The 22680-nt window shown below is 52.5% G+C and carries 13 protein-coding genes; all 13 read right to left on the bottom strand.

Going from position 1 to position 22680, the window contains the following annotated elements; translation table 11 throughout:
• Positions 1–23: 23 nt before the first annotated feature.
• The 13 genes from M1136_06610 to M1136_06550 all read right to left on the bottom strand — a co-directional run bounded on the left by M1136_06610 (position 24) and on the right by M1136_06550 (position 22646).
• Entirely contained in the window at positions 24–1124 is a 1101-nt protein-coding gene (locus M1136_06610) for a DegT/DnrJ/EryC1/StrS family aminotransferase (protein MCL5075303.1), read from the bottom strand.
• On the bottom strand, positions 1121–2140 hold the full coding sequence (locus M1136_06605; protein ID MCL5075302.1) for an NAD-dependent epimerase/dehydratase family protein: 1020 nt from the start codon (positions 2138–2140) through the stop codon (positions 1121–1123). Before M1136_06605 ends, M1136_06610 begins: the two co-directional genes overlap by 4 nt.
• Positions 2141–2167: 27 nt before the next feature.
• Positions 2168–3262, bottom strand: a complete 1095-nt coding sequence (locus tag M1136_06600) for a glycosyltransferase (protein ID MCL5075301.1) — start codon at positions 3260–3262, stop codon at positions 2168–2170.
• A 157-nt stretch (positions 3263–3419) separates the two neighbouring features.
• Positions 3420–5441: a glycosyltransferase gene (locus tag M1136_06595; GenBank protein ID MCL5075300.1), complete on the bottom strand. Its 2022-nt coding sequence runs from the start codon at positions 5439–5441 to the stop codon at positions 3420–3422.
• Entirely contained in the window at positions 5438–6352 is a 915-nt protein-coding gene (locus tag M1136_06590; GenBank protein MCL5075299.1) for a glycosyltransferase, read from the bottom strand. Before M1136_06590 ends, M1136_06595 begins: the two co-directional genes overlap by 4 nt.
• A 122-nt stretch (positions 6353–6474) precedes the next feature.
• Complete coding sequence (locus M1136_06585) at positions 6475–7218, bottom strand: DUF268 domain-containing protein (protein ID MCL5075298.1); 744 nt, start codon at positions 7216–7218, stop codon at positions 6475–6477.
• Between the two features lie 3 nt (positions 7219–7221).
• On the bottom strand, positions 7222–9549 hold the full coding sequence (locus M1136_06580) for a class I SAM-dependent methyltransferase (GenBank protein MCL5075297.1): 2328 nt from the start codon (positions 9547–9549) through the stop codon (positions 7222–7224).
• A gap of 9 nt (positions 9550–9558) precedes the next feature.
• Complete coding sequence (locus M1136_06575; GenBank protein ID MCL5075296.1) at positions 9559–10842, bottom strand: ABC transporter ATP-binding protein; 1284 nt, start codon at positions 10840–10842, stop codon at positions 9559–9561.
• Positions 10843–10856: 14 nt separating this feature from the next.
• Positions 10857–11723: an ABC transporter permease gene (locus M1136_06570; GenBank protein ID MCL5075295.1), complete on the bottom strand. Its 867-nt coding sequence runs from the start codon at positions 11721–11723 to the stop codon at positions 10857–10859.
• The gene (locus M1136_06565) at positions 11720–12895 is read right to left on the bottom strand and encodes a glycosyltransferase family 4 protein (protein MCL5075294.1); all 1176 of its coding nucleotides are present in this window, start codon (positions 12893–12895) and stop codon (positions 11720–11722) included. The genes M1136_06570 and M1136_06565 overlap by 4 nt, the downstream gene beginning before the upstream one ends.
• A 4-nt stretch (positions 12896–12899) precedes the next feature.
• Complete coding sequence (locus tag M1136_06560; protein ID MCL5075293.1) at positions 12900–17117, bottom strand: tetratricopeptide repeat protein; 4218 nt, start codon at positions 17115–17117, stop codon at positions 12900–12902.
• 90 nt (positions 17118–17207) lie between these two features.
• Positions 17208–18449, bottom strand: a complete 1242-nt coding sequence (locus M1136_06555) for a glycosyltransferase family 4 protein (protein ID MCL5075292.1) — start codon at positions 18447–18449, stop codon at positions 17208–17210.
• Between the two features lie 258 nt (positions 18450–18707).
• Positions 18708–22646, bottom strand: coding sequence for a tetratricopeptide repeat protein (locus M1136_06550; protein ID MCL5075291.1), 3939 nt, complete (start codon positions 22644–22646; stop codon positions 18708–18710).
• Between the last annotated feature and the right edge of the window lie 34 nt (positions 22647–22680).

The raw sequence follows: 22680 nt of genomic DNA, 5'->3' as shown, positions 1-22680 counted from the left end.
CTATGTCTGTAGTAAGGGAGAGCCTATTTCGCCGAGAAGCTTCCAATCGCTTGGGCAACCTGGGCCACCTCCTCTTCCTTCAGCTCTGGATACATGGGCAGCGAGAGTATCTGAGTGGCGTATTGTTCAGCGATGGGAAAGGATTTGAGCCCGAGCCCAAGGTCAGCGTAGGCCGGCTGCAGATGAACCGGCAGAGGATAATGTATGGCTGTACCGATACCGCACTGGAGTAGGTGTTTTTGCAAATAATCTCTAGCTGGGCTGCGGATCACGTACAGGTGATAGACGTGCCTGGTGTAGGGCATCTCGCTAGGACAGATGATATCAGTATCGGTGAGCATATCTTCGTAAAGATTAGCCAGTTCGCGTCGGCGCTCATTCCACTTATCAAGCTTGGCCAGTTTTACCCTCAGAATAGCTGCTTGCATCTCATCGAGCCGACTGTTAAAGCCCTTGATAGCGTGATAGTAGCGTTTTTCCTGTCCATAGTTCCGCAGCAAACGCAATTTTTCGGCCAGTTCGGCATCGTTCGTTACTACCGCTCCACCATCCCCATAGGCGCCCAGATTTTTGCTTGGATAGAAGCTGAAACAGTTCACATCCCCGATGGACCCCACACGTTTGCCCTTATACTCTGCCCCATGGGCCTGACAGGCATCTTCGATCACTTTAAGATTGTACTCTCTGGCTACGGCCATTATGGGATCCATATCGGCCGCTTGACCGAATAGATGCACGGGTATGATCGCCTTAGTTCGTGGTCCGATGCAGGCTGGGAGCAATGAGAGATCCATCGTGTAGCTTCGAGGGTCGATGTCAACAAAGACTGGCCTGGCCCCGGCGAATGATATGGCTGATACAGTTGGAACAGCAGTGTTTGGTACGGTGATCACCTCATCACCAGGTCCTACCCTGCAGGCGAGTAGGGCCAGATGCAGTGCTTCTGTTCCAGAGCCAACACCGATGGCATATTTCGTGCCACAGTAGGCGGCCCATTCCTCTTCAAAGGCGGTTACCTGCTCGCCCAGAATAAACCAACCACGCTCGAGGACGCCTTCGAGAGCGCCTTGAATCTCTGAATGTATTGCTGCATATTGCCGCCGTAGGTCACCGAAAGGGATCAGTTGTTGGACCAATAGTGCTCCTTGTTAGTTTTGTAGAAGTCCAGAGTGCGGCGTAATCCCTCCCGTAAAGGTGTATAAGGTTGCCAGCCTAAAGTATTCTTGATTTTGCTGTAGTCTGCGTAGTAGTCACCGATATCGATCCTTTTCTTTTCAGGGGGAAAAGGAGTGAGCTTGTAGGAACCCCGCCCACATAGCTCATGTAGCAAATGCACAAATTCAAGAAGGCTGACAGGTTCGCCACTGCCCAGGTTGAAGACCTGACCATTGGCCTCGTCTTTGGCAGCGGCTAAAAGGAAGGCTTCCACGACATCATCAACGTAGTTACAGTCACGCCGCTGTTGGCCATCGCCATAGAGATGGATCTCTTCTCCATCTATGGCCAGTCGAATGAACCAGGCTATGAATCCTTGACGATTGTGTTTCATTAGCATGCGAGGGCCATAGGTGTTAGTGAGCCGCAGGGCGCAGGAGCGGATTCCGTAGATGTTATTATAAAGGATATGATACCATTCCCCGGCCATCTTGTTGATGCCATTGACATCTGTAGGATGGAGGAGATGCTTTTCATCTATGGGTAAGTAGTCGGGGACGCCGTAGATCTGGCGCGTGCTGGCGAAGACTATTTTGACAGCGGGATTGTTCCTTCGGCAGGCCTCCAGGATGGAGAGTTGACTGCGGCAATTTATCTCCAGATCCGTGTGGGGATCCAGCATACTGTCTATGTGGCTCACCTGGCCAGCTAGGTTGAAAAGGTAATCATGCCCACGCACCAGGTAATTCATACCGTTTCTGTCACGCACATCGGCGATGTTTACCTTAACAAACTGTTCTATCCCAGCGATATTAAAGAGATTGCCGCCATAATCGGGGATCAGCGAATCTACCAGGAGCACATCAGCCCCAAGTTCAATTAAGCGTCGGGCGAGATTACTGCCGATAAATCCCAAACCACCCGTAATCAGTACCCTCTTATCGGAGAATGCCTTCTCATAGCTGCCCTGATATTTATTAGACACCTAATTTGCCTCCGTCGATATGCTGATCTATTGTGATGTGGCTGCGCTGTTGTAGAGTCGCTCTATCTTATCTATGACGACGTCCCAAACAAACCTCTCCTCTATTAGTAAACGTGCCCTTTCGCCCATCTTATTTCTTAGTTGATCATCTTCCAGTATAGTGCACAAGGCATCCCCCAAGGATTGCTCGTCGCACGTTACGGTTAGGCCGGCTTCATATTCGTCCAGGCCAGGCACAGACGTCTGCTCGGTCACAATAACCGGCGTGCCGCAGGCGCAAGCCTCCAATACGGCCACGGAGGTCTCCTCGTAGTGGGTAGGGGATAGTGCGAAGACATCCGCATCCCTGTAAACGGGTAGTTTGTCTTGTCCATAGAGGGGACCCAGGAAAATTGTTCTACTCCCGATGCCGAGTGTTCCAACCAGATTTTGAATGGTAGATAAATAGCCATCGTCCCGGCCAACGATGACTAACCTGCTATTGGGTTGCATTCTATAATACTCAGCAAAGGCCTTAACTAACAATTGGAGGCCCTTATATTCGTGGATTCTACCCAAAAATAATACTACCTTTTCGTTATTGTCCAGGCCATACTGTTGACGAAAGGCTCCCCTGGGAGGCAAATCAGTGAATGAAGAAAAGTCTATTCCCAGGGTTATAAGCTCAATCTTATCCCGGCTCAGGCCAAGCTTTTCATATTCCCGCGCCTCGTTTTCAGTTTGAGCCACTACCTTGTGCGCCCCATGTAGCATACCATAACCAAAGAGCCAATCGTATATCTGTTTTACTGGTCTTTTTACGCCCGTCGCTCTTGGAAGGGAACCGTAAGCGGATAATATGTATGGGATCTTACTCCGTTTAGCGTACAAATAACAGATGGCATTGGGATAGGTGCGAAAGTCGGATAAGTGTATAACGTCAAAGGTGTTTATGTTCTCCTTAAGCATTTTCCGGAATCCCAAGGGTAGAAATATCTTGTGATTCCAGGCCAGCCAATTGCTGAGATTAGGTAAATAGTATATCTCGATGCCATCCAGGTTGTCGTACCGGCAGTTGTTTCTGGCTCTGGCGTCGAGGACATCAGTGGTGTAAACGGTGACGTGGTGTCCTCTTTGGACCATCCTCCGCGCTATATCGTAGGCCACCCTTGGTGGACCCCCATATGCCCAGGCTGGGGCAAAATAGCAGATTACTTCTAAGATCCTCACGTATTTGTTCCCACTATAATACAGTGCGCTTTGGTTTTTAGCCGCAGGGACTTAATGATTAAGCGGGATACTATGAAACCTTGCGACAAACATAGGTCTTCATCGCCACTTTATCTTTCACGCCCTCTACGTAATAGGAATCCAGGTCCAGGGCGATGTGCAATTTGAGACCATATTTAGCAAACAGGGAAAGAATCTCTTCCTCATCGAAAACCAGCTCCACTACCTGGACCCCGTAAGCAAATTTCGAGAGGTAAGTCGTGTTGATGGTCTTGACGACTGGTGTGCGATGAAAAACACACCAATACCTTGCTACTCGAGCAGACTCCTGAATCGCCTTTTCGTACTCAGGCACATGAAGCAGAACGGTGCCGGAGAGCAAAATGTCACAACTCTGATCCGCCAGGGGGAGTTTGGTTGCATCCCCTACCAGGAAGGGTACGTGCGGATAGAATTGTCGTGCCTGAGCGATCAGAGATGGGGAGTAATCGATGCCCAGATAATTTATCTTCCGGCGTAACAGGTGGCTCAGCACTTCATAATAGTAACCGCTGGCACAGCCGACCTCGACGATGAAACTATCGCTCATGCCCGTCGCAAGCAGTGCTTCGGCTGATGCCCGATAGACTGGGACGATGTCGCCTTGATACATGCGCCGTAGTTCCGATTCTACCAGGTTACGTTGCCTTGGCGGGATGGCCGGGTCCTTCCACCCATCAACTAAGTCGTGTGTCACAGCCGATACAGGGATGGTGCGATGTCCATATGAGACAGGCTGTGCAGTTTGGCTACCACCGCGTAAGCGGTGCCATACAAGTCGGAGATAGCGTTGGCCGGGAAGACGGGCGAGCAGTGGGCGTAGAGGTTGAATCAAGGCCTGTGCCGCGTGCGCAACCCCTATAAACCCGGGAGAAGGTCCCTGGACATACGAGGGTTGGTGCTCACACAGAGGGGCAGAGGTGGTGACCACTCTTCGCGTTGCCCTTTCCGGGTGCTCCACGTAACGCTCTATGATGTCCACTAGCTCCCGCATGCGGTGATAATATGTGTGTTCACGGAGGGTACGTGCCTGACCCGCTGCGGCAATCACAGCCCGTTCATTCTCGTGTTCTAGGTAGTAGCGGATCAGTTCCACACACTCTTCAGGGTCTCGGTAGCTCAGTACTTCTTTGCCAGGCTCAAAGAGATCGTGCAGGTTGTCCTTTGAGTCGGTGACCAGCAAGGTGCCTACACCGGTAGCCTCGTAAAGGCGCATATTATTAGCGTAACGGTCAGCTACGTCGATATGCCGATTGAGGGTGATTTTCGCTTGAGCAAGAATACGATACATATCAAGTCCCCAGGCCTCACCGTGATAGCGTTGCCTGATGGGGGAATCCTTGGGGAGGCTCTCTGTTCCATAGCCCCAGAAGTCCAGCGGGACCTTCCTGGCGACCTGTTCGAGAAGTTGCGATCCGGCACGATGATGCCCGGTGTATCCACCCACGAAGACTGTATCATAGGCTGATTGGATGGAACCAAGGCGCTTCAGGACTTCCGGTTCAAAGGCGAGGCGGAGATATTCACTGGATACGCCCTGGCGTCGGAATAGGTCTACATAGTGGGGGAAAGAGGTCAAAATCAGATCATAGCAGCGGTAATCAAGGTCATCGCGCAAGGGATAAGCAGTCTGTCCCACAACGAGACGGACCCTGGACCGAACTGCGCGGAGCCAGGAGTCATCGACCCAGTTTAGATTCTGAATATAAAGGATATCCGGTCTTAGTTTCTCTATTTGGGCCACTAACACTTTTAATTGCCAGGACTTGACCCGCGATAGGGTTTTGTAGATGGGGAGGAGTTTGGCCAATCTGGGTTGATTCTCATAAGCCCATCGCTGCTGTAGTGGTACACAATTAGCGACCACCTCTTCCGCCTCGCAGTCAAGCTTCTTTAGATTAAGCGAGTAAAAGTCAGCTGTACCGAAGCACTGGTCCATGAGGGTGCGCCACTGCTCAGCATACGGTTGGCCCGCCAGGCCTGGATGCCTGGTGTAAAAAGAGCGAAGGAAGACAGGGTAGTAGGTATCAACGATCAGGAACTTCAGGCTCATGCAAATCCTCTGCAGATGATGCTTCGCTTTGCCAAGTACCACAGTATGAGCGGGCGTAAGCAACGCAGGATCGGATAACTCTTTGACAAGAATCTTTTGATGACAACATATTGAGGATTCGAGGCTCCTTGGATGAGATTGCCATTGTTCGGCGAAAAATAGAGCAAAGCGAGGTAAGATAGCATCCTGATCTTGAGCATACGCCTTTGCCACCATGGCTGTTGGTCGTAAGGCAGCTCTTCTCTTATTCGAATACCAAGGCTCTGTAGAATCGGCCTCTCAATTGACCACCTTGACTCATGGGGCTGGGTTGACAGCTTTGAAGCCTCATGGATCCTGTAGCAACCCCCATACGCCTTATGCAGGGCTACGTATTTCACAACCTTGCCAACGCGAATGAACCAGTCCCAGTCAAAGCCGACCTGAATATCTTCGCGCATCAGACCCACTTCTCTGACAATCCTCTGGGACAGAAACGTAGCTTGACTGGACAAGTTCCAGCCACGATAGATTAGATCGGCAACAGAAAACGGTATAAAGTGTGAGGCCCAGGTTATCCGATCGTTCTCATCGATGGTGTATATATTGGCGATGAATAACTGGGTTTTAGGATAGGAGTGAAAGGTGTCGGCGATAGTATGGAAGAATCCAGGGAGATACAGGTCATCAGAATTCTGCCACCCGATGAGATCCCCTGAAGCCCTCTCAAATCCCTTATTGATCGCATTGGGCTGTCCTTTATCTAGTTCACTTACCCAGTACGAAATATAAGGCTCGTATCTCTTGATCAGATCCACACTGCCATCCTGGGATCCCCCATCCATTACGATGATCTCGGTATTAGGATAGTTTTGATTGAGTATGGATAAGATAGTTTTCTCTAAAAACTGAGCCTGGTTATAGGAGGGCACCACTACGGATATTCGTGGGTATGAGGGGTCCCTTGAATGGAGCACCTCCGGATCATATAGAGGGCGTGACACGAAGGCCCGAATCTCGTCAGATGTAAAAGTTCCGTTATTCATTCCATCTGTTACAGCGCAGCCTCTGGCTTCAAGACAAACAAGCCGAGGGCATAGAGTGACTCAGACGGTTGCAGGGAAAGGGCCTCTTCTTCGCTGACCTCAACCCACACGTTCAGATCAGACCTCTTGGACCAGAACTGTTTCTCGATAACTTGAAATCCGTGAAGCAACAGATCCAATCGTTGGACCCCGTATACTCGATGTAACGGCGGGAACACAGAGTCTTTCCCTACCGGTACAGTCAGAATCATCGTGCCTGTAGGTACTTTCAGAAGACCCCTCAGCCGTTCCATAGCCATGAGATCGCCATCAGGAACATCCGCGCTGCCATAGCGGCCTGCCAGCCCGACATGCTCAATGGAGGAGCAGTTGATGATGACGTCGAAGCGCGTCTCTCCGAAATCGAAGCTCAGAATATCACCGCTTCGAATCTCCAGGTTATCGCTTTTGAATGGTAAACGAATCTGTTCGAGATCCAGTCCTGTTACGGTATTACCCTTCATAGCGGCAATAAGACCCAAAAATGCATTGCCACATCCGAAATCAAGGACTATTCCTGGCTCTTCTGGCAAATGAGCTGCCACCCACGACCATTCTATGTCACGGTCGCCGCTTAAATCGGGATACGTCAGTGACCTATAAAAGCCAGATAGCCCGACAATGAGAGGTTTAAGTCCCTTGGCTATCCTTCTGAGGAGCTGCTGGACTACCCCTTGATTCGGTCTGGTTGACTGGTAATAATATGCTGTCATAGCTCACACCATCAACAGATTTCTTGTTCTCAAAGCCCAGAGTATTTCACGCAGGCTCAGCTGTGCATATCCCCAGGTGAAAGCGGGATTGGCCTGCTTGACCCTGTCAATGGCTTCGCGCAGCGCGGCCACGTATGGCGAATACACCATGGAGAGCTGTTGCCCCGTGAATTGATAGCCTCTTGAAGCCAGGAAGAGACGCTTCCTACAGAGATGCCGCTCGAGAATTTGCAAAGAGTGAAAATGGTAGAAAATCAGTTCGTCTGAATCTACAAATAACTTTCCGTTGCAGTTATGCAGCTGGTACTTGGCTATGTTCCATGGAGCCACCCCACCCCCTTTGTGTTGCAACACGACGACGTTCTGGAAGCGAGAGGGCCAATCATCCAAGTATTTTTGATCCCCGCACTGACCCACTTCTGGATTCAAGTAGCATGCCTCCAGGCACCGCTTCCGCCACCAGTGGAGAGATTCAAGGCCGTAAGGATCATTTTTGAAGATCACCATGCTGATATTGAATATCCCAGATGTGCTCTCCCAGGCACGATATTCTGGAGAGAAACGATGTTCGATGATGAGGATAGAATTGCTCCCCAGTTCGTCGTAAATAGGGTGAGGATCGCTGTAGAAGAATAAATCCGCATCGAGATAGGCAATCTGGGTGGCTTCTGGCTCCTGGGCCAGCACGTAGAGTAACAAAGAGGGAGTGCATGTCCAGCAGTATTCGGCCATCGTCCTCTCCTGCTTGGCTTTGCGCAGCTCGTCATCTTCGAAATCTCCCAAGGCTATCAGTTTGACGTTATCCAAGGCCATCTTTTCCAGGATGGAGTATACGACATCATCCATGCACAGTATCCACAGGTTGAACTCCTTGCAATGCGTCTTTAACGATTGATAAAGCGCCAGTCCTTTATAAAGGTAGTTCTTGTCGAAGAGTGTGCAGAAGGTGTAGTGCATAGCTCTATTACTTGTCCACCTCTGGCGAGGAAGTGGCTGTTTTTTGTCGTCTGCTTGCTTTTCAAAAACGAAAAGTAAAGTGCGACCCTGCTCAATCTGCTCAAAGTGGATGATAGGATAGCCTCGTACGAACTCCCGGAACTGTGCTTCATCCCAAAAGTGGGCGTGGCCTGGCCAATTGTCTAAAGTCCCATTAGGAATGCTGACTATAAGCCGGCCCCCTGGTTTTAACACTCGGTAGCTCTCCTGGAGCACAGCGGCTGGGTCAGTTACGTGCTCAAGCGTCTCACAGGCGATGACGAGATTGAAATAGTTGTCCGGAAAGTCGAGGTGATGAATATTGCCCTGGGCCAAGTGAGCGCCTGGAATTCTTTTCTTGGCCTGCTTAACAGCTTCCTTGCTATAATCTAGACCGTATAGAGTCTCTGGTTTCCGCCCTGCTTGCTGAGCAAGCATCTCTAGTAGGTGTCCCCCGCCGCAACCTACATCAAGGACTGGTCCCTCGATGTGCGCAACAATTCTGGCTAAATGCCACCACAGGCAACGGCGTGCTGGATTGGCGTATAGCCTTATTAACGCTTCGTTCGCCCACAATGCATCATAAGCAGCTGCATCGTTATTCTGGAGACCGCGATGCACCGTCTCATACAATGGCCAAGCGGTGTCTTTGCTAGCTTGCACGTAGATTGATTGATGTGCCCTCTCTTTTGAATCTAGGCTTGGATCAAACTGGCGAAGTTGAACTCGACTGAATCCCGCTGCGGTGAGGTGGTCGATGATGTTTTGGCTATCGAACATGAAGCGATGCTGGCCGCCCATGTAAACCAGCCAGTTCAGCTCATCCATTGGCCCGGTGCACCAATTCGGATTGGGACTATCCCAGTACTTTTGGGCGTAGAAACGGTCTTCATCGCCTTGGGCATACAACTTAAAGGCCTTACCAAAATCTGGAACAGCAGTGTAAAATACTCCACCGACTTTCAACACCCGAAAGCACTCTGTCAGGAGCGTTGTAAGTGGTTCAGGATAGCTAAAATGTTCCAGTACATGTTCTGAATAGATGTTGTCCACGCACTCATCCGGAAATGGGAGCGGCCGCCGCAGGTCTAAAGTCAGATCGGCCGTTGAGCTGAAAAGATCGACATTGACCCAGCCTGGTTTTCGACGATCCCCACCCCCCAACTCCAGATTTAAAGGCTGAACTGATCGTAGAATATCTGGAATTCGCCGCCGCGCCATAAGGTGACGGCGGTACAGCTCGATTTCCCAGAGTAAATGTTCATATGTGGCTCGCGCCTGGATACAGATATTGAGCAGACCAAGCCTTGATAACACCTTTTTCCCAAGAGCCTGCAGCTTTTTGTATCTGCTCATAATGACTCCTTATTCTCCTTCGCAGCTCCAGGTGTGGGGCACCAACAAACCGCCATGGCTCGACGGTGGTAACCTCCCGCTGCCGAAGAAATCCCCTTCAGCCACTGTGAGATAACTGGCCTGTTGTACCCAGTCAGCCAGGACCCCGTTCACTTCACAGTGGAGATTCAGAGCATAGCGTCCGGGAGCTAAGGGAAAACGTGGAATTCGGCAGATCATCTTACCCTTTGGGGGGATGGCTTCGAATGGCTCGCCCACCATCTCGTTTCCGCAAAAGAGCAGGAATTGCCCCAGTATACCATATAATCCAATGGCCATAGATACATTCCTGAGTGGCGCTAGTTCCTGAGCGGCATAATATATTTCAATCGTAATGTCTTGCCCTGGGACGGCCAGTTCAATCGGATCCCCAGCTCCGTCTCTGATGACTACCTCCGTGAGTCGCATTTTGCCGTCACCCTGGCGGTCGGTTCGCCCGTTTAGAGAAACACCGGCCAGTAGCTTCATCTCATTCAAGTACTGTTCGATAACCGTTTGCACTGGGCCAGAGGCTGATATGTGCCCCTGGTGCAAAAGGTATGCTTTAGAACATAGGGCAGATATGGCCGCCATATTATGACTGACAAAGAGTATGGTCCGGCCGCCTCGTGCTACATCCCCCATCTTCCCTAAACACTTCTGCTGAAACGCTATATCCCCAACCGCCAGCACTTCGTCCACCAGCAAAATCTCTGGCTCCAGGTGGGCGGCGACAGCAAAGGCGAGGCGGACGTACATGCCACTGGAGTAGAATTTCACCGGTGTGTCTATGAACTTCTCCACCTCAGCAAACGATACGATCTCAGCGAACTTGCGCTCGATCTCCGTCTTTCTCATCCCCAGGATGGCTCCATTGAGGTAGACGTTCTCCCGTCCAGTCAGCTCTGGATGGAAACCGGTCCCTACCTCCAGGAGCGATCCTACCCGCCCATGAATCACGGCGTACCCCTCAGTCGGCTCGGTGATACGAGAGAGAATCTTTAAAAATGTGCTCTTCCCGGCACCATTGCGCCCAATGATGCCCGCAACCTCGCCTCGGTCGATCTCCAGGGAAATATCTTTCAAGGCCCAGATGTAGGTATCTGGTTGCCGATTGGCGACTGGCGACTGCCGACCGTTCAGCGCTGAGGCGATGGCACGGAAGGGCGCATACATGGCATCAGTCAGCGTATCGCGCAGGGCTTTATATCGCTGCAACTCGCCAATGCGATACCGCTTGCTCAAGCCTTCTACCTGAATAGCCATCTCGCTCATTCTCGACGCTCTCCTTAGCCTACAGCGTCCACGAAGGTTCGTTCCCTACGGCGGAAGAACATAACCCCACTGACCAGCAGAGCGAAGGCAATGCCTCCTGACACTGCAAGAAGCAGGCCGGGGCACTCTCCGGCACTTAGTAATGCCCAACGGAATCCTTCTATCACTCCCACCATCGGGTTAAGCGCGTAGACGATGCGCCATTGCTGCGGAATCATGCTGCTCCCATAGACGACTGGGGTGATGAACAGCCAGAACTGGTTCAAGAAAGGGACTACGTATTGCACATCGCGGTATTCCAGGTTCAGGGCCGAAAGCCAAAAGCCGATACCCAGGGCCACCGCCAGCATCAACAGTACGAGCAATGGGATAAAGGCTATGCCAACTGTAGGGATGACACCGTATAACACCATGAGACCGGCCAATAAGAGTAATCCGATGGCGAAGTCGAGTAGGCCTGCCAGAACGCTGGATAGAGGCACGATCAAGCGGGGAAAATAGACCCGCGTAATTAGGCGCTGGTCTGTAATCAGACTCTGGCTGGATTCACTTATGCTCTTGGAGAACAATTGCCAGGGTAACAAGGCTGTGTATACAAATAATGGATAAGGAACTCCCTCCGAGGGGATTTTCGCCAGTGTGCCAAAAAAAATGGTGAACACCAGCATCATGCCAAGGGGTTGCAAAATAGCCCAACCTATGCCTATTAATGTCTGCTTGTAACGAACTTTGATATCCCGTAGAGTCAGAAAGTAGATAAGCTCTCGATACTCCCAGAGCTCCTTGAGATCGAGGAGCCTCCAGCCACGCGTGGGCTTGATGATCACAAGGGGATACTTTGCAAGCTGATCCTGGCCGAGTGGTGTGGCTTCAACACTCATTGTCTGTCCCGTCTCCTGGTGTTCGCTGCATACCTAATGGCTGAAATGAGGCCATCAACCGTGCTGTCGATGGTGAACTTTTCACTTAGCTGCCGTGATACTACGCCCATCGCCTTGGCTAAAGCGGTATCAGTGATCACCCTCTTCATGGACTGGTAGAGCTGAACGACGTTGCCTGCCTCCACAATATAACCGTTTTTCCCCTCTTTCACAAGGTCAACTGAGGCCCCGACCTTGTTCGTGGTGATCACTGGGAGACCACAGGCCAGCGCTTCATTGATCACTAAGCCCCAGACCTCCTCGCTGGAGGGCAGGACGAAGAGATCGGCCAGTCCGTAGAATCTGGGTACTTCGCTAACATCAATGTGCCCCAGGAAAACGACGTCCTCAATCTGTTCTCGCTCGCAGATATCCTTCAGTTCCCCCTCCTGGTAACCATAGCCGACGATGAGCAGGGAAACGTCAGAATATTCCCTTTTTAGGAGGGCATAAGCTCTCAATAGGTGAGTGACTCCTTTTCTTTCGATCAACTGCCCTACGTAGAGAATCGTTTTTGTAGTCTGAATGCCCAGCCTCTCTGTAAGGGCGGCTTTTTCCACCTCGGACATCATACTATTTGACTGGAAATACTCTGTGTCAACAGTATTAATGGAGATGAATATCCGCTCAGCAGGCGCTCCCAGGTGAATGAGATACTCTTTGGCCCTCGTCCCATAGGCGATGTAGGCGTCAGAATGCCTGACTATAAATTTGACCAGAGGTAGGGAAACGTCCCTGCGCCAGCTGGGTTCGTTTATAGTGCTTCCGGACCAAAGGACAAAGGGGAGGTGTCGCACTTTACAGAAGAGGAACGAGCTTTGGGCGGCGAGGGAATCCCAACCGGCGCTGACGACCACGTCTGGCGCATCCCGGAGAAGGTGAAGGATAACCGTGGGATTGATATGATAGGAGAACAGGTCCTGGTGGCGGAGCGTCAAAGTGATTTTAGGTAAGACCTGGTAGGCGAATCCATAGGCAGGCTTTATCCTCCAGCGTCTGTTCTCTTCTGTCTCGCTCAAAAAGTATACCTTCAGCTCCAGGCCTGGCCTCTGGGCCAGTTTCTGGAATTGGGGTACCACGTGAGGAGAGATGATATTGTGAATGAGAATGACCTTTAGGTTGCCTCTGGCCATCTTCTTATGGGTTTGTGCCTTGAGCCAAAAGCCTTTGTAGGGCTTGTTGAGCCGGTCCATTTTGCGGATTGATAGCTAGAACCTTCTTGTATTCAGCGATGGCCTCGGCTCTTTTGCCCTGAATCCAATAGATATCGCCCAACCTATAGTGTGCCCACTCATTCTCGGGATTGATCTCGATGGTTTTCAGATATTCCTGCACAGCCTCAGCGATCTTGTCCTGGCTCCGGTAGGCCTCACCGAGGGCGTAGTGGGCCCATTGGTTCTGGGGGTTAGTTTGGAGAGTCTTCTGGAAGGCGTTTATGGCTTCGGCGATATTCCCCTGTTTGAGGTAGAGCTCGCCCAGCCCGTAGTTGGCCCACTCATTAGTCGGGTCGGTGGAGAGGCTCGTCTTGTAGGTGGCTATGGCCTCAGCCATCTTCCCCTGGGCCTTATAGGCGTCGGCCTGCAGCCGGTAGGCGTTGCTGAGCCCCTGGAGCCCCTGTTTGGCCACGGTGTTGGCTGGGTCGATGGTGAGCACCTTCTTATAGAAGGTGGTGGCTTCATTCAATTTCTCCTGCCCGGCGTAGATGTTGCCCAGGTGGAGGTTGGCCCACTCGCTGTTGGGGTTGGCCTTGAGGGCCTTTTGGTACTCGTCGATAGCCTGGTCGAGCTTCTCCTGCTTCTCATAGATCTCTCCCAATCCGAGGTGGGCCCATTGGTTCTGGGGGTTAGTTTGGAGAGTCTTCTGGAAGGCGTTTATGGCCTCGGTGGCGTGTCCCATCTGGAAATAGGCCTCACCCAGCCCATAGTTGGCCCATTCGTTCTCTGTATCAAGGCTGAGGCTTTTCTGATAGGCGCTGATGGCCTCGGGCAGCTGCCCCTTTTGTCTATAGGCATCACCTTGGGTGCGGTAGGCGCTGGCTACGGCAAGCAATCCCTGCCTGGCCTCTTGATTATCAGGATTGAGGGTGAGCACCTTCTGATAGGCAGCGGTGGCCTCATCTAGCCTCTCCTTTTGGCCGTACAGTTTGCCCAGGTGGAGGTTGGCCCACTCGCTGTTGGGATTGGATTCGAGGACCTTCTGGTACTCTTCGATGGCCTGGTCTAGTTTGTCTTGTTTCTCATAGGTCTCTCCCAATCTGAGGTGGGCCCACTGGTTCTGGGGGTTAGTCTGGAGGGTCTTCTGGAAGGCGTTTATGGCCTCGGCGATATTCCCCTGTTTGAGGTAGAGCTCGCCCAGCCCGTAGTTGGCCCACTCGTTATCCGGCTCGGCGTCGAGGCTCTTCTTATAGGTGGCTATAGCCTCAGCTATTCTTCCCTGGGACTTGTAGGCATCGGCCGCAAGCCGGTAGGCGTTGCTGAGCCCATGGAGCTCCCGTTTGGCCTCGGCGTTGGCTGGGTTGATGGTGAGCACCTTCTTATAGGCGGCGGTGGCCTCATCCAGCCTCTCCTTCTGTTCGTACAGTTTGCCCAGGTGGAGGTTGGCCCACTCGTTGTTGGGGTCAGCGGCAAGGGTCTGGCGATACTCCTTCTCTGCCAGGTCTATCTTCCCCTGCTTCTCATAGGTCTCTCCCAATCTGAGGTGGGCCCACTGGTTCTGGGGGTTGGTCTGGAGAGTCTTCTGGAAGGCGTTTATGGCCTCGGCCATGTTTCCCTGTTTAAGGTAGAGCTCGCCCAATCCGTAGTTGGTCCACTCATTAACTGGGTCGGCGGAGAGCACCTTTTGGTAGCGAGCGATGGCCTCATCCAGCCGGCCGAGCCCTTGATAGGCATCACCCAACCCTCTATAGGCGAGGGCGTTATCCTGGTCCATCTCCAGGACCTTATTATATGCGGCGATGGCTTCTTCCCACTGTTTCTTTATCTTATAGCTCTCACCCAAGCCTACATAGGAGGCTATTATCTTGGGATTGATGGCTATCACTGTACGGTACAGGTCGATGGCCTCATCTGCCTTGCCCTGAGAGCGGTAAATATCAGCCAGCGCTAGATAGCCCCATACTGAATATCGATCGTTTTCTATGACCTTCTTGTACTCTTCGATGGCCTCAGCTGTCATCCCCTGCCTCAGGTAGACAACGGCCAACCCGCGGTGGCCATCAGCCTGATCAGGATTTATTTTGACTGCTGCGCCGAACTTCTGAATGGCCCGATTCAGATCCCCTCTCTCGAGGTAGCGATGGCCCAGAGCCGTATGCGCCTGGGCGGCTGCCGTTCCCTCGGGGTCAAGGGATACCGCCTTTTCCCATATGGCGATAGCTTTATCTGACTCTCCCTTGCTTTGATAGACATTGCCAAGGAAGACATGAATCCAGGCCGGACCGCTCCCCTCCGTGCACGAGCGAGCTGCAGCATCAGCGACCTCCTGGGCCTTGTCTAATTGGCCAGCCTTAACATAAACCGATACGAGTCCGCCATATGCGCCAGCCGACTGCGGATACATCCTGATGACTGCTCTATATTCATCCATAGCCTTATCCAGCTGCCCCAGTGCCTGGTAGGCCCTGCCTAAGGCCATGTGCGCTGGAACATAGGCTGAATAGACATCAAGCGCAGCCCGGTACTCCTTGATCGCCTCTTCTGTCTCGCCGCGTATGAGGTAGAGGTCACCCAGAGCAACGTGTAAGGCGTAGCCATTAGGTGCTATCTTGAGGGCCTCTTTTAACAAAGAGATGCCCTTATCAATGGCCGTTCCCACTTTATGTGTCTCCGGCCCAACATAATAGAGATAAGTGCCAGCGAAGGGAATGGCCGCTGCATTATGGTCAAGCCATCGCTGTTCGGACTTCCCTGCTCCCCAGTAACCATAGACCAGCCACGCCCTCTCATATTTTGACTGGATCTGGGCCAGGTCCCCAGGGTGATCCAAAACTTTGCTTTTGTAATAGTAAGTTAGGTATGGGTATTCCTGTGCGGAGGAGACGAACACCGCATCGCCAGGTTGAACGTTGGCCTCCAGGAAGTGGGCCAAAGCTCTCCAGTCCTGAACCTTAGGGGATAGGTAATACTCTCTCAATTGAGGTACGCTCAGGCCAGTGAATAGGACGACAGCGATAGTGAAGACGGCGGCCAGGGCGTATTGGTGAACCAATACGTAGCGTCGGGTCAGGAATCTGATCAAGCGAGCCAGCTCGGCTATGCCATTGGCCACGAGAATGAGGACAAGTGGCAACAGGAAGAGGATGCGGCGAACGGCAAAGTACTCGCCCACGGCCTGCATAGCCAAAACGATGAACCAGATGGTCAGGATGGTCAGCAGGAGCAGGGATAGCCCCTTTTCCCGTTGTCTTCGGATAGAAGCGACCAAACCAATGAGAAAAGCGATTCCATACAGGGTGAAATCGTTGCTGAATTCACGGAAGGTGTTCTGGAGAAGATCGAGGCTGAACCTGGCATAGGGCGTGCCCGGTCCGCTTCCAGCCATGCCGTGCTGGATGATGGCGATGGGGGTGAGGCCCAGGCCGACCTTCAAGAGAGGTGTTGACATAAGCCAGGGTAGGCTGGCGACGAAGATGCTGACCAGGCTCAGTCCAAATCCCAGGACTGTTTTCCATCTGACGTCATTGAAAGCGAGCCAGCGTCGGATGGTGCTCCTGTCGGCCAGGAACAGAAGGGCAAAGAGGATGACCTGGCTGGCTACCAGGGTGAAGGTAAATATATGAGTGTACATACACAATGTGGTCGAAACGGCGTAGCCAATCCAGTTCGTCATCCGGTTATCAGCAATAGCGCGGAAGAAGTAGTAGAGAGATAACAAGGCGAGCATGCCATAGAAGGCGTAATAGCGCGCCTCTTGCGAATACTCGATATGAAAAGTGGAGATGGCCAGGAGGAAGGCACTGAGTAGCCCCACCTCTTTGTTGAAGAGCAGCCTCCCCAGCTTATAGGCGAGGAAGATCATCACGATGCCGGAGATGGCCGCCGGCAGCCTGGCCGTAAATTCATTTTCCCGTAGGTGTACAAAGAGGTAAATTACGGCGTTACCGAGGATGGGATCAAGGCGCCCCCACATGCGCTGCCAGTAGTTGGCAAGGTGAGTATCGTTCATCACGATTATCTCATCGCCCCAGAAGCTCTTGGCGTCCAATCCGTAGATACGGAGGGCTGTTCCCAGGGCTAGGAGGGTGAGTAGCAACAAGGTTTCACCCTTTACCACTTGCTTGAGGCGGTCTATGAACGTGGTCATTTTAGCGGCTGGAACGGTTGATCGGTCACTGCCGCTTTGTTGAGTATCGTGCAAGGCGAAGTACCTCCCTAAAGTATTCAGAGGTTGTTCATCATCCTCCGTAAAAGGGGTTCAGGGTGCCCTTTGGTCTCGTTTTTGGATCCGCTAGGGGACGCTCCCAGACCCCTGTCCACCTCTGTTGCTAAGCATCCCCACATCGCCGATGGTGGAGCCTTTGGAATCAAGGATAGTGTGATAATAATTCTCCAGGCGACGGGCCAATTGCTCATAGGAATATTTTTCTAAGGCCACTCGGCGGGCATTCTCCCCCATCTCCGCGGCCAAATGAGGATCATCAAGTAGCTGAACGATCTTGGCGGCGAAGTCCTCGGCGTTATCCTGGGCTAGTAATCCGATGCGTTCGCTCTCAAATAGGGTCTTTATATCACCGACGGGGTTAGAGACGATCGGCTGTCCCAGGGCCATATAGTCGCCCACCTTATTTGGCCAGCGCCCAATATTAGCAATTTTATTGGCGAAGGGCAAGAGGCAAACGTCGGCGCAAGAGACGTATTTGCCCACCTCCTGGTAAGGGACGATGCCCAAGTCCATGATGTTATCAACGATGTCCATCTCCCTCCCTATTTTGCCTGTCAGGGGCGAGCTCTGGCCTGTAAGGATGAGCCTCGCTTTGGGGAAAGTTTGACACACCTTGCCAAATGAGCGCAGGACCAGCTCCAGGTCATAGTGGACGAAGCCAGAGAAGGCCGCCACCTTATCATCTGGTGAGAGCCCCACCTCGGCCCTTACTTTATCCTTTGGTAACGGTATCCAGGTTTCGACGTCGGACCCGCCAGGAAGATGGAGGATCCTCTCCGCTGGTATACCGAGCCCCCTGGCTCGTTCCCGCAGGGCCGTACTGATCACTGTTAGAGCATCAGCCTTATGGCGGAAGCCCTCCTCGAAGTAGGTCTCTACTGCTCCAAAGAAGATCTTGATTAATTTATTTGGTCGCTCCTCGATGACCCCTCCCTTCCCCCACCAATCGGCCCAGTCGGAGACGAAGGGTATCCCCCATTTATTTTTAGTGAAAAGGGAAGGGAAGATAACTACTGGACGACAATCAAAGCCATGCACTAAATCGTAGGGCTCGTGGCGCAGGCGGAGCAATCGCATGAGGGTATCCCAGGGGTCCCAACCGGTGCGCATGATTCCCCAGAGCGTATCAGGCGATTCAACGATCTTGACGCCGTCTTGGAAATACTCCTTGAAACCCATGCGCCTGATGGGTGAAATGGTCACCACCGTGAGTTCGTGCCCCCTCCTGACCAGCTGCTTGGCGAAGTTAAAACAGCGATAGAAGGTGCTGCGCCAGACAACGTTATGGTTTAACATAAGGATGCGCATGGGTTCTTAGCTCCCTAGGAGAGTGATGAATATCTCCCCCAAACCATCTCCCCCAAACCCCCGCAGGGGGTTCAAGGTGCCCTGCGGGCTTTCTTTTTGTGCTCTGGGGCACATCCCCAGACCCCTGCCAAAGGGGCTGCGCCCCCTTGGAACCCCCGTTGTTCAACAATCTCCCTAACCCCCAAGCCTGCTGGCTTGCCCTCCTCAGCAGAGGTATGGCGATGGCAATGACGAGTGAGCATCTCTCTTGGCTACATCTTATGGCTGCAATTGTTTCAGCGCATTTTGGGCCCAGGTGTTGCTGGGGTCTATCTTGAGGGCCTCCTGGTACTGGGCGATGGCTTCGCTTGTTCTGCCCTGGGCCTGGAGGGTTTGGGCCAGGCCGAAGTGGGCCCAGAAGTTATTGGGGTCGATTTGAATTGCCCTTTTATACATATCCTCTGCCTTTTCCAGCCGGTCTAGGCTTCGGTAGCACTCTCCCAGGCCAACGTATGGCCAAACCATATTGGGGGCTACCTGAGCCGCTTTCTCATACTGGGCTATGGCCTTATTCATTTCCCCCGTGTTCCGATAGATATCGCCGAGAGCCACGAAGGCGTAGGGTGATCTAGGATCGAGAGAGGCAGCCTGCTTATAATACGACTTGGCCTTCTCCACGTCACCATTAGCTCGGCTTATTTCAGCCAGTCTCAGATAACCCCAAAACTGACCCGGATCAGTCTCTATGGCTTTTTGATAATACTGAGTTGCCTCTTCCGTTCGTCCCTGCTCCTTGACGATATCACCCAGTCTAACCAGAGCCGAGGAAAATTTAGGATTTAGGGATAACGCCTTCTCATAGTACTGGCGTGCTGTGGCGAGGTCGCCTTTATCCATAGCCATCTCACCCAATCTTTGATATCCCCAGACCAATTTGGGGTTCAGGGAGATGGCCTCTTTATAATAGTTTACGGCCTGATCCGTTTGGCCCTGCCCCTTGGCCAGGTCGCCCAGCCTCAGGCGAATCCAGGGATCCTCAGGGGCGATGGATGCGGCCAGCTTATACTGGGTGGCTGCATCGCCTGCTCTCCCCAGCGAGCGATAGAGGTCGCCAAAGCGCAGGTGCACATCGTAAGGGCGGGTACCCACAGCCACGGCCCTTTTGTACCAGGATATCGCTTCCTCCGCACTTCCTTTATCCAGGGACAGATCGCCCAAGCCAGTATAAGCCAGGCTGGCCTCAGGGTCGAGGAGGATAGCCTTCATATACGCCTTCTCTGCGGTCTCCGAGTCGCCATCAGACCGGTAAATATCTCCCAGTTCGATGAAGCCATTGGCGGAGAAAGAACCGCTGGGGTCTTTCTCTTCATAAACCTGAGCCTCTTCCAGGGCGACGTCTCGGAACCAAGCTGTACCAGGCCCTGTGATGGCCAGGGCTACCCGAGCTGTGGCTGCTTCCAGGGGGGCTGTAAATTCGAAAGAAAACGACTGCCAGTCGAGTGAGGGGGTGAAGAGCCCACTCTCTACAGGGCTAACTATATCATTGTTAAAGTATTGCCATCTGTTATCCCAATACTCAATGTAGATGCGGGACTCCGCTCCCTTGGCGTAGCCACGGAGGTGGTATTGCTGTCCGGGAAATAGGGGAAGATATTGGACATATGCTGCCCCACCGCTCTCGTTTGTCTTCTCTATCCTGGCCACATCTCGTCCATCTTTGCGTTCAAGGCCGTACACCTGTGTTGACCCCTTCCAGTCTAACGTATCCCAGCCATCGGGCAAGCCATCGCCATCCCTATCTTCAAAACTACCATTCGCGAGCAATACCCCTAGTTTCTTTCGCTCTATCGCCGGCCACGCTTCGGTCTTATCTGAGACGTACACCTCCACAGTTCCGACCTGATAGACGAGCGTCATCCTAGACTTAACGTACTCCATAAAGGAGGCTGTAAGCCTACCCCTTACAGCAAGCAACCATACCCGCTGATTCCGGCTCAGGACATTCCGCAGTTCTCGTACGTCGGAAAGGAGGGGGGCGCCCTGCCCCATATCGACCATCTGGTCGCCGTCGATTAAGATGTACTTCTTATAGTCTTTCTGCATGGCGAAGTAGTCATACTTGCCGAGGAACTGTTTGGCCCACATCGAACTGGAGACGACTATATCGCCATCCTGGTGGTGCTCCTGAACGAAACGCGCCGCCTTGGCGAAGGCATCGTCGTTCACCCTTTTATAAATGCGCACCTCGTCAATCATCGTCACCAGACGGTAGGTGAGATCCCTGATGTCATCCAGGAAGGGAAAGGCAGGGCGGAGTCCATCCTCAACGACGTATTTCACGTTACGAGTGGCGAAGTGCTCAATGATATCTGCCCGGCTATAGGAGCCCATAGCTTCGGCTAGCCTAGCGTTGCCATCATAAATAAGGGGATGACTGATGTCCATAAGCTGTCGGCAACCCGCTTGCAAGGGATATTGCAAGGCCCAGGCGGCAATTTCATCATTCGGCTTAACTCTAGGCTTTAGGTATCGAGTTACCTTTTCTAGGGTGTCTGGCATGATGCCACTGCCGAAGATGCTTCCATAAGAGACAGTCCCCCTGCTGGACTGGACCGGTTCTATTGGTATAGAGACTAGAGAGAAGATAACCAAGAGGGCAGTGAGGAGGTTGACCGTCTTAGGCATCTGTCGATCCAGCGTCACTTTGTTGATCTCCGTCACAAAGAGAGCAGCCAGAAGACTTAGAGGGGACATAAATTCGATGGTGTAATCGTTAAAGAAGCCTACCTGGAACGAATACCAGATGTACACGCTGAGGGCGGAAAAGAACCAAGCAGCGAGCAGTAGACCGGCGAAGTAGAGATGAGAACGCCTGGTCATAAATATATAGATTAGGGCCACCAGAGCCAGGGCGAGCAGATAGGTACTGAGTGTTGTCCCCAAGGTCCAGTTGTAAATGGTACCTTCGCTGGAGAGGCGAGGCATATTTTGTCCCACCTCGGAGATGTCGAGGGGCTTCCAAACACCGGCGGGGAAGCCAAGATGCCAGGTATAAAAACCGAAAATGGCTAAGGCAGGGACAAGAATACCAGCCAGGTAATAGCCCAGGCGCCGGGCGAAATCAAGGATGCCTCGGCGATAGCGACACAGACCTAAAACTAGCGGCAGCGACAGCATAAAGGGCAAGGAACTGGCGGCGGTGAAAAACGAGAGGGAGAGGAACAAGCCTGAGAGGAACAGGGGGCGGCGGTAGGAGGTCGCCTCACTTTTAATGAAGAAATAGGCGCCCAGGCTGACTGGTAATCCGGTCTGGACAAAGACTAGGATGAGGGTCTGAATAGTGAGGACGATGGGTGAGAGGACGTAGAGTAGAGCAGCCAGTAGCCCGGCTCGTCGACTGTGTAAGGCTGTTCCGATCAGGTAGATGACATAAACTATCGCTGTAGAGAGGAAAGCATTTACGGTCTTGATGACGTAGATGTTGGCGCCAAACAGCTTCACGAAAAGAGCATAGAAATAGATAAGGGGAGTGCCCCGAGCGACGAAGTCTCGGAAGGGCACGTATCCCTCAGCGATCAGCTTGGCGTCGTAGACCATATTGCCCTCATCGTTGCCGATCCAGGTACGATTCAGCCATAGGCGGATTGCAAGGTAAACGAGTAGGAGAGCCGCTGTCACTACTGATGGTCTTTCGGTGAGTGTGGTGCAGCCCCTCTCCGCCAGCCCAACTGCCCTCTTCCAGAGGGACTGGAGCTCTTTTTGGGATGCCCAGCCAAGCATAAGGGCCAGCCCAACTGCCCTCTTCCAGAGGGACTGGAGCTCTTTTTGGGATGCCCAGACAAGCATAAGGACAAAGAAGGTGAGGGCTATAGAAAGTACGTTACTGCGCACAGGGAGCATAGCCGTCATATGGTCAGCGCTGAGTATGGTTATAAGCAGCAGTGAGGAGGCGATTCGGCTGCTGCTTGGCCACCAGCGCTCGCCGGTTTTGCCCAGCCAGCCTACCAGCCATAGACTGAGAGCTACCAGAAAGAGGGCTATCGCTAAGTAGTCGAGGTCGAATGGTACCAGAGGGAGGCGTTGTACCCGAATCAATACGAGCAGGCCATAGGTGATCACCCCTACGGCGAGTAGACCGTCGAGCAGCTGTCTCCTCTCCGCCAGCCCAACCGCCCTATTTTGGTGGCTTATTTTATTCAATAGTTGAGATTTACGCATTTGTCTTGAGTTGCCCCGCTTTCATTTGGGAATC

The sequence above is a fragment of the Chloroflexota bacterium genome (assembly GCA_023475225.1).
GTDB lineage: Bacteria > Chloroflexota > UBA6077 > FW602-bin22 > JAMCVK01 > JAMCVK01.
This window is presented reverse-complemented; position numbering and strand designations above follow the sequence as displayed.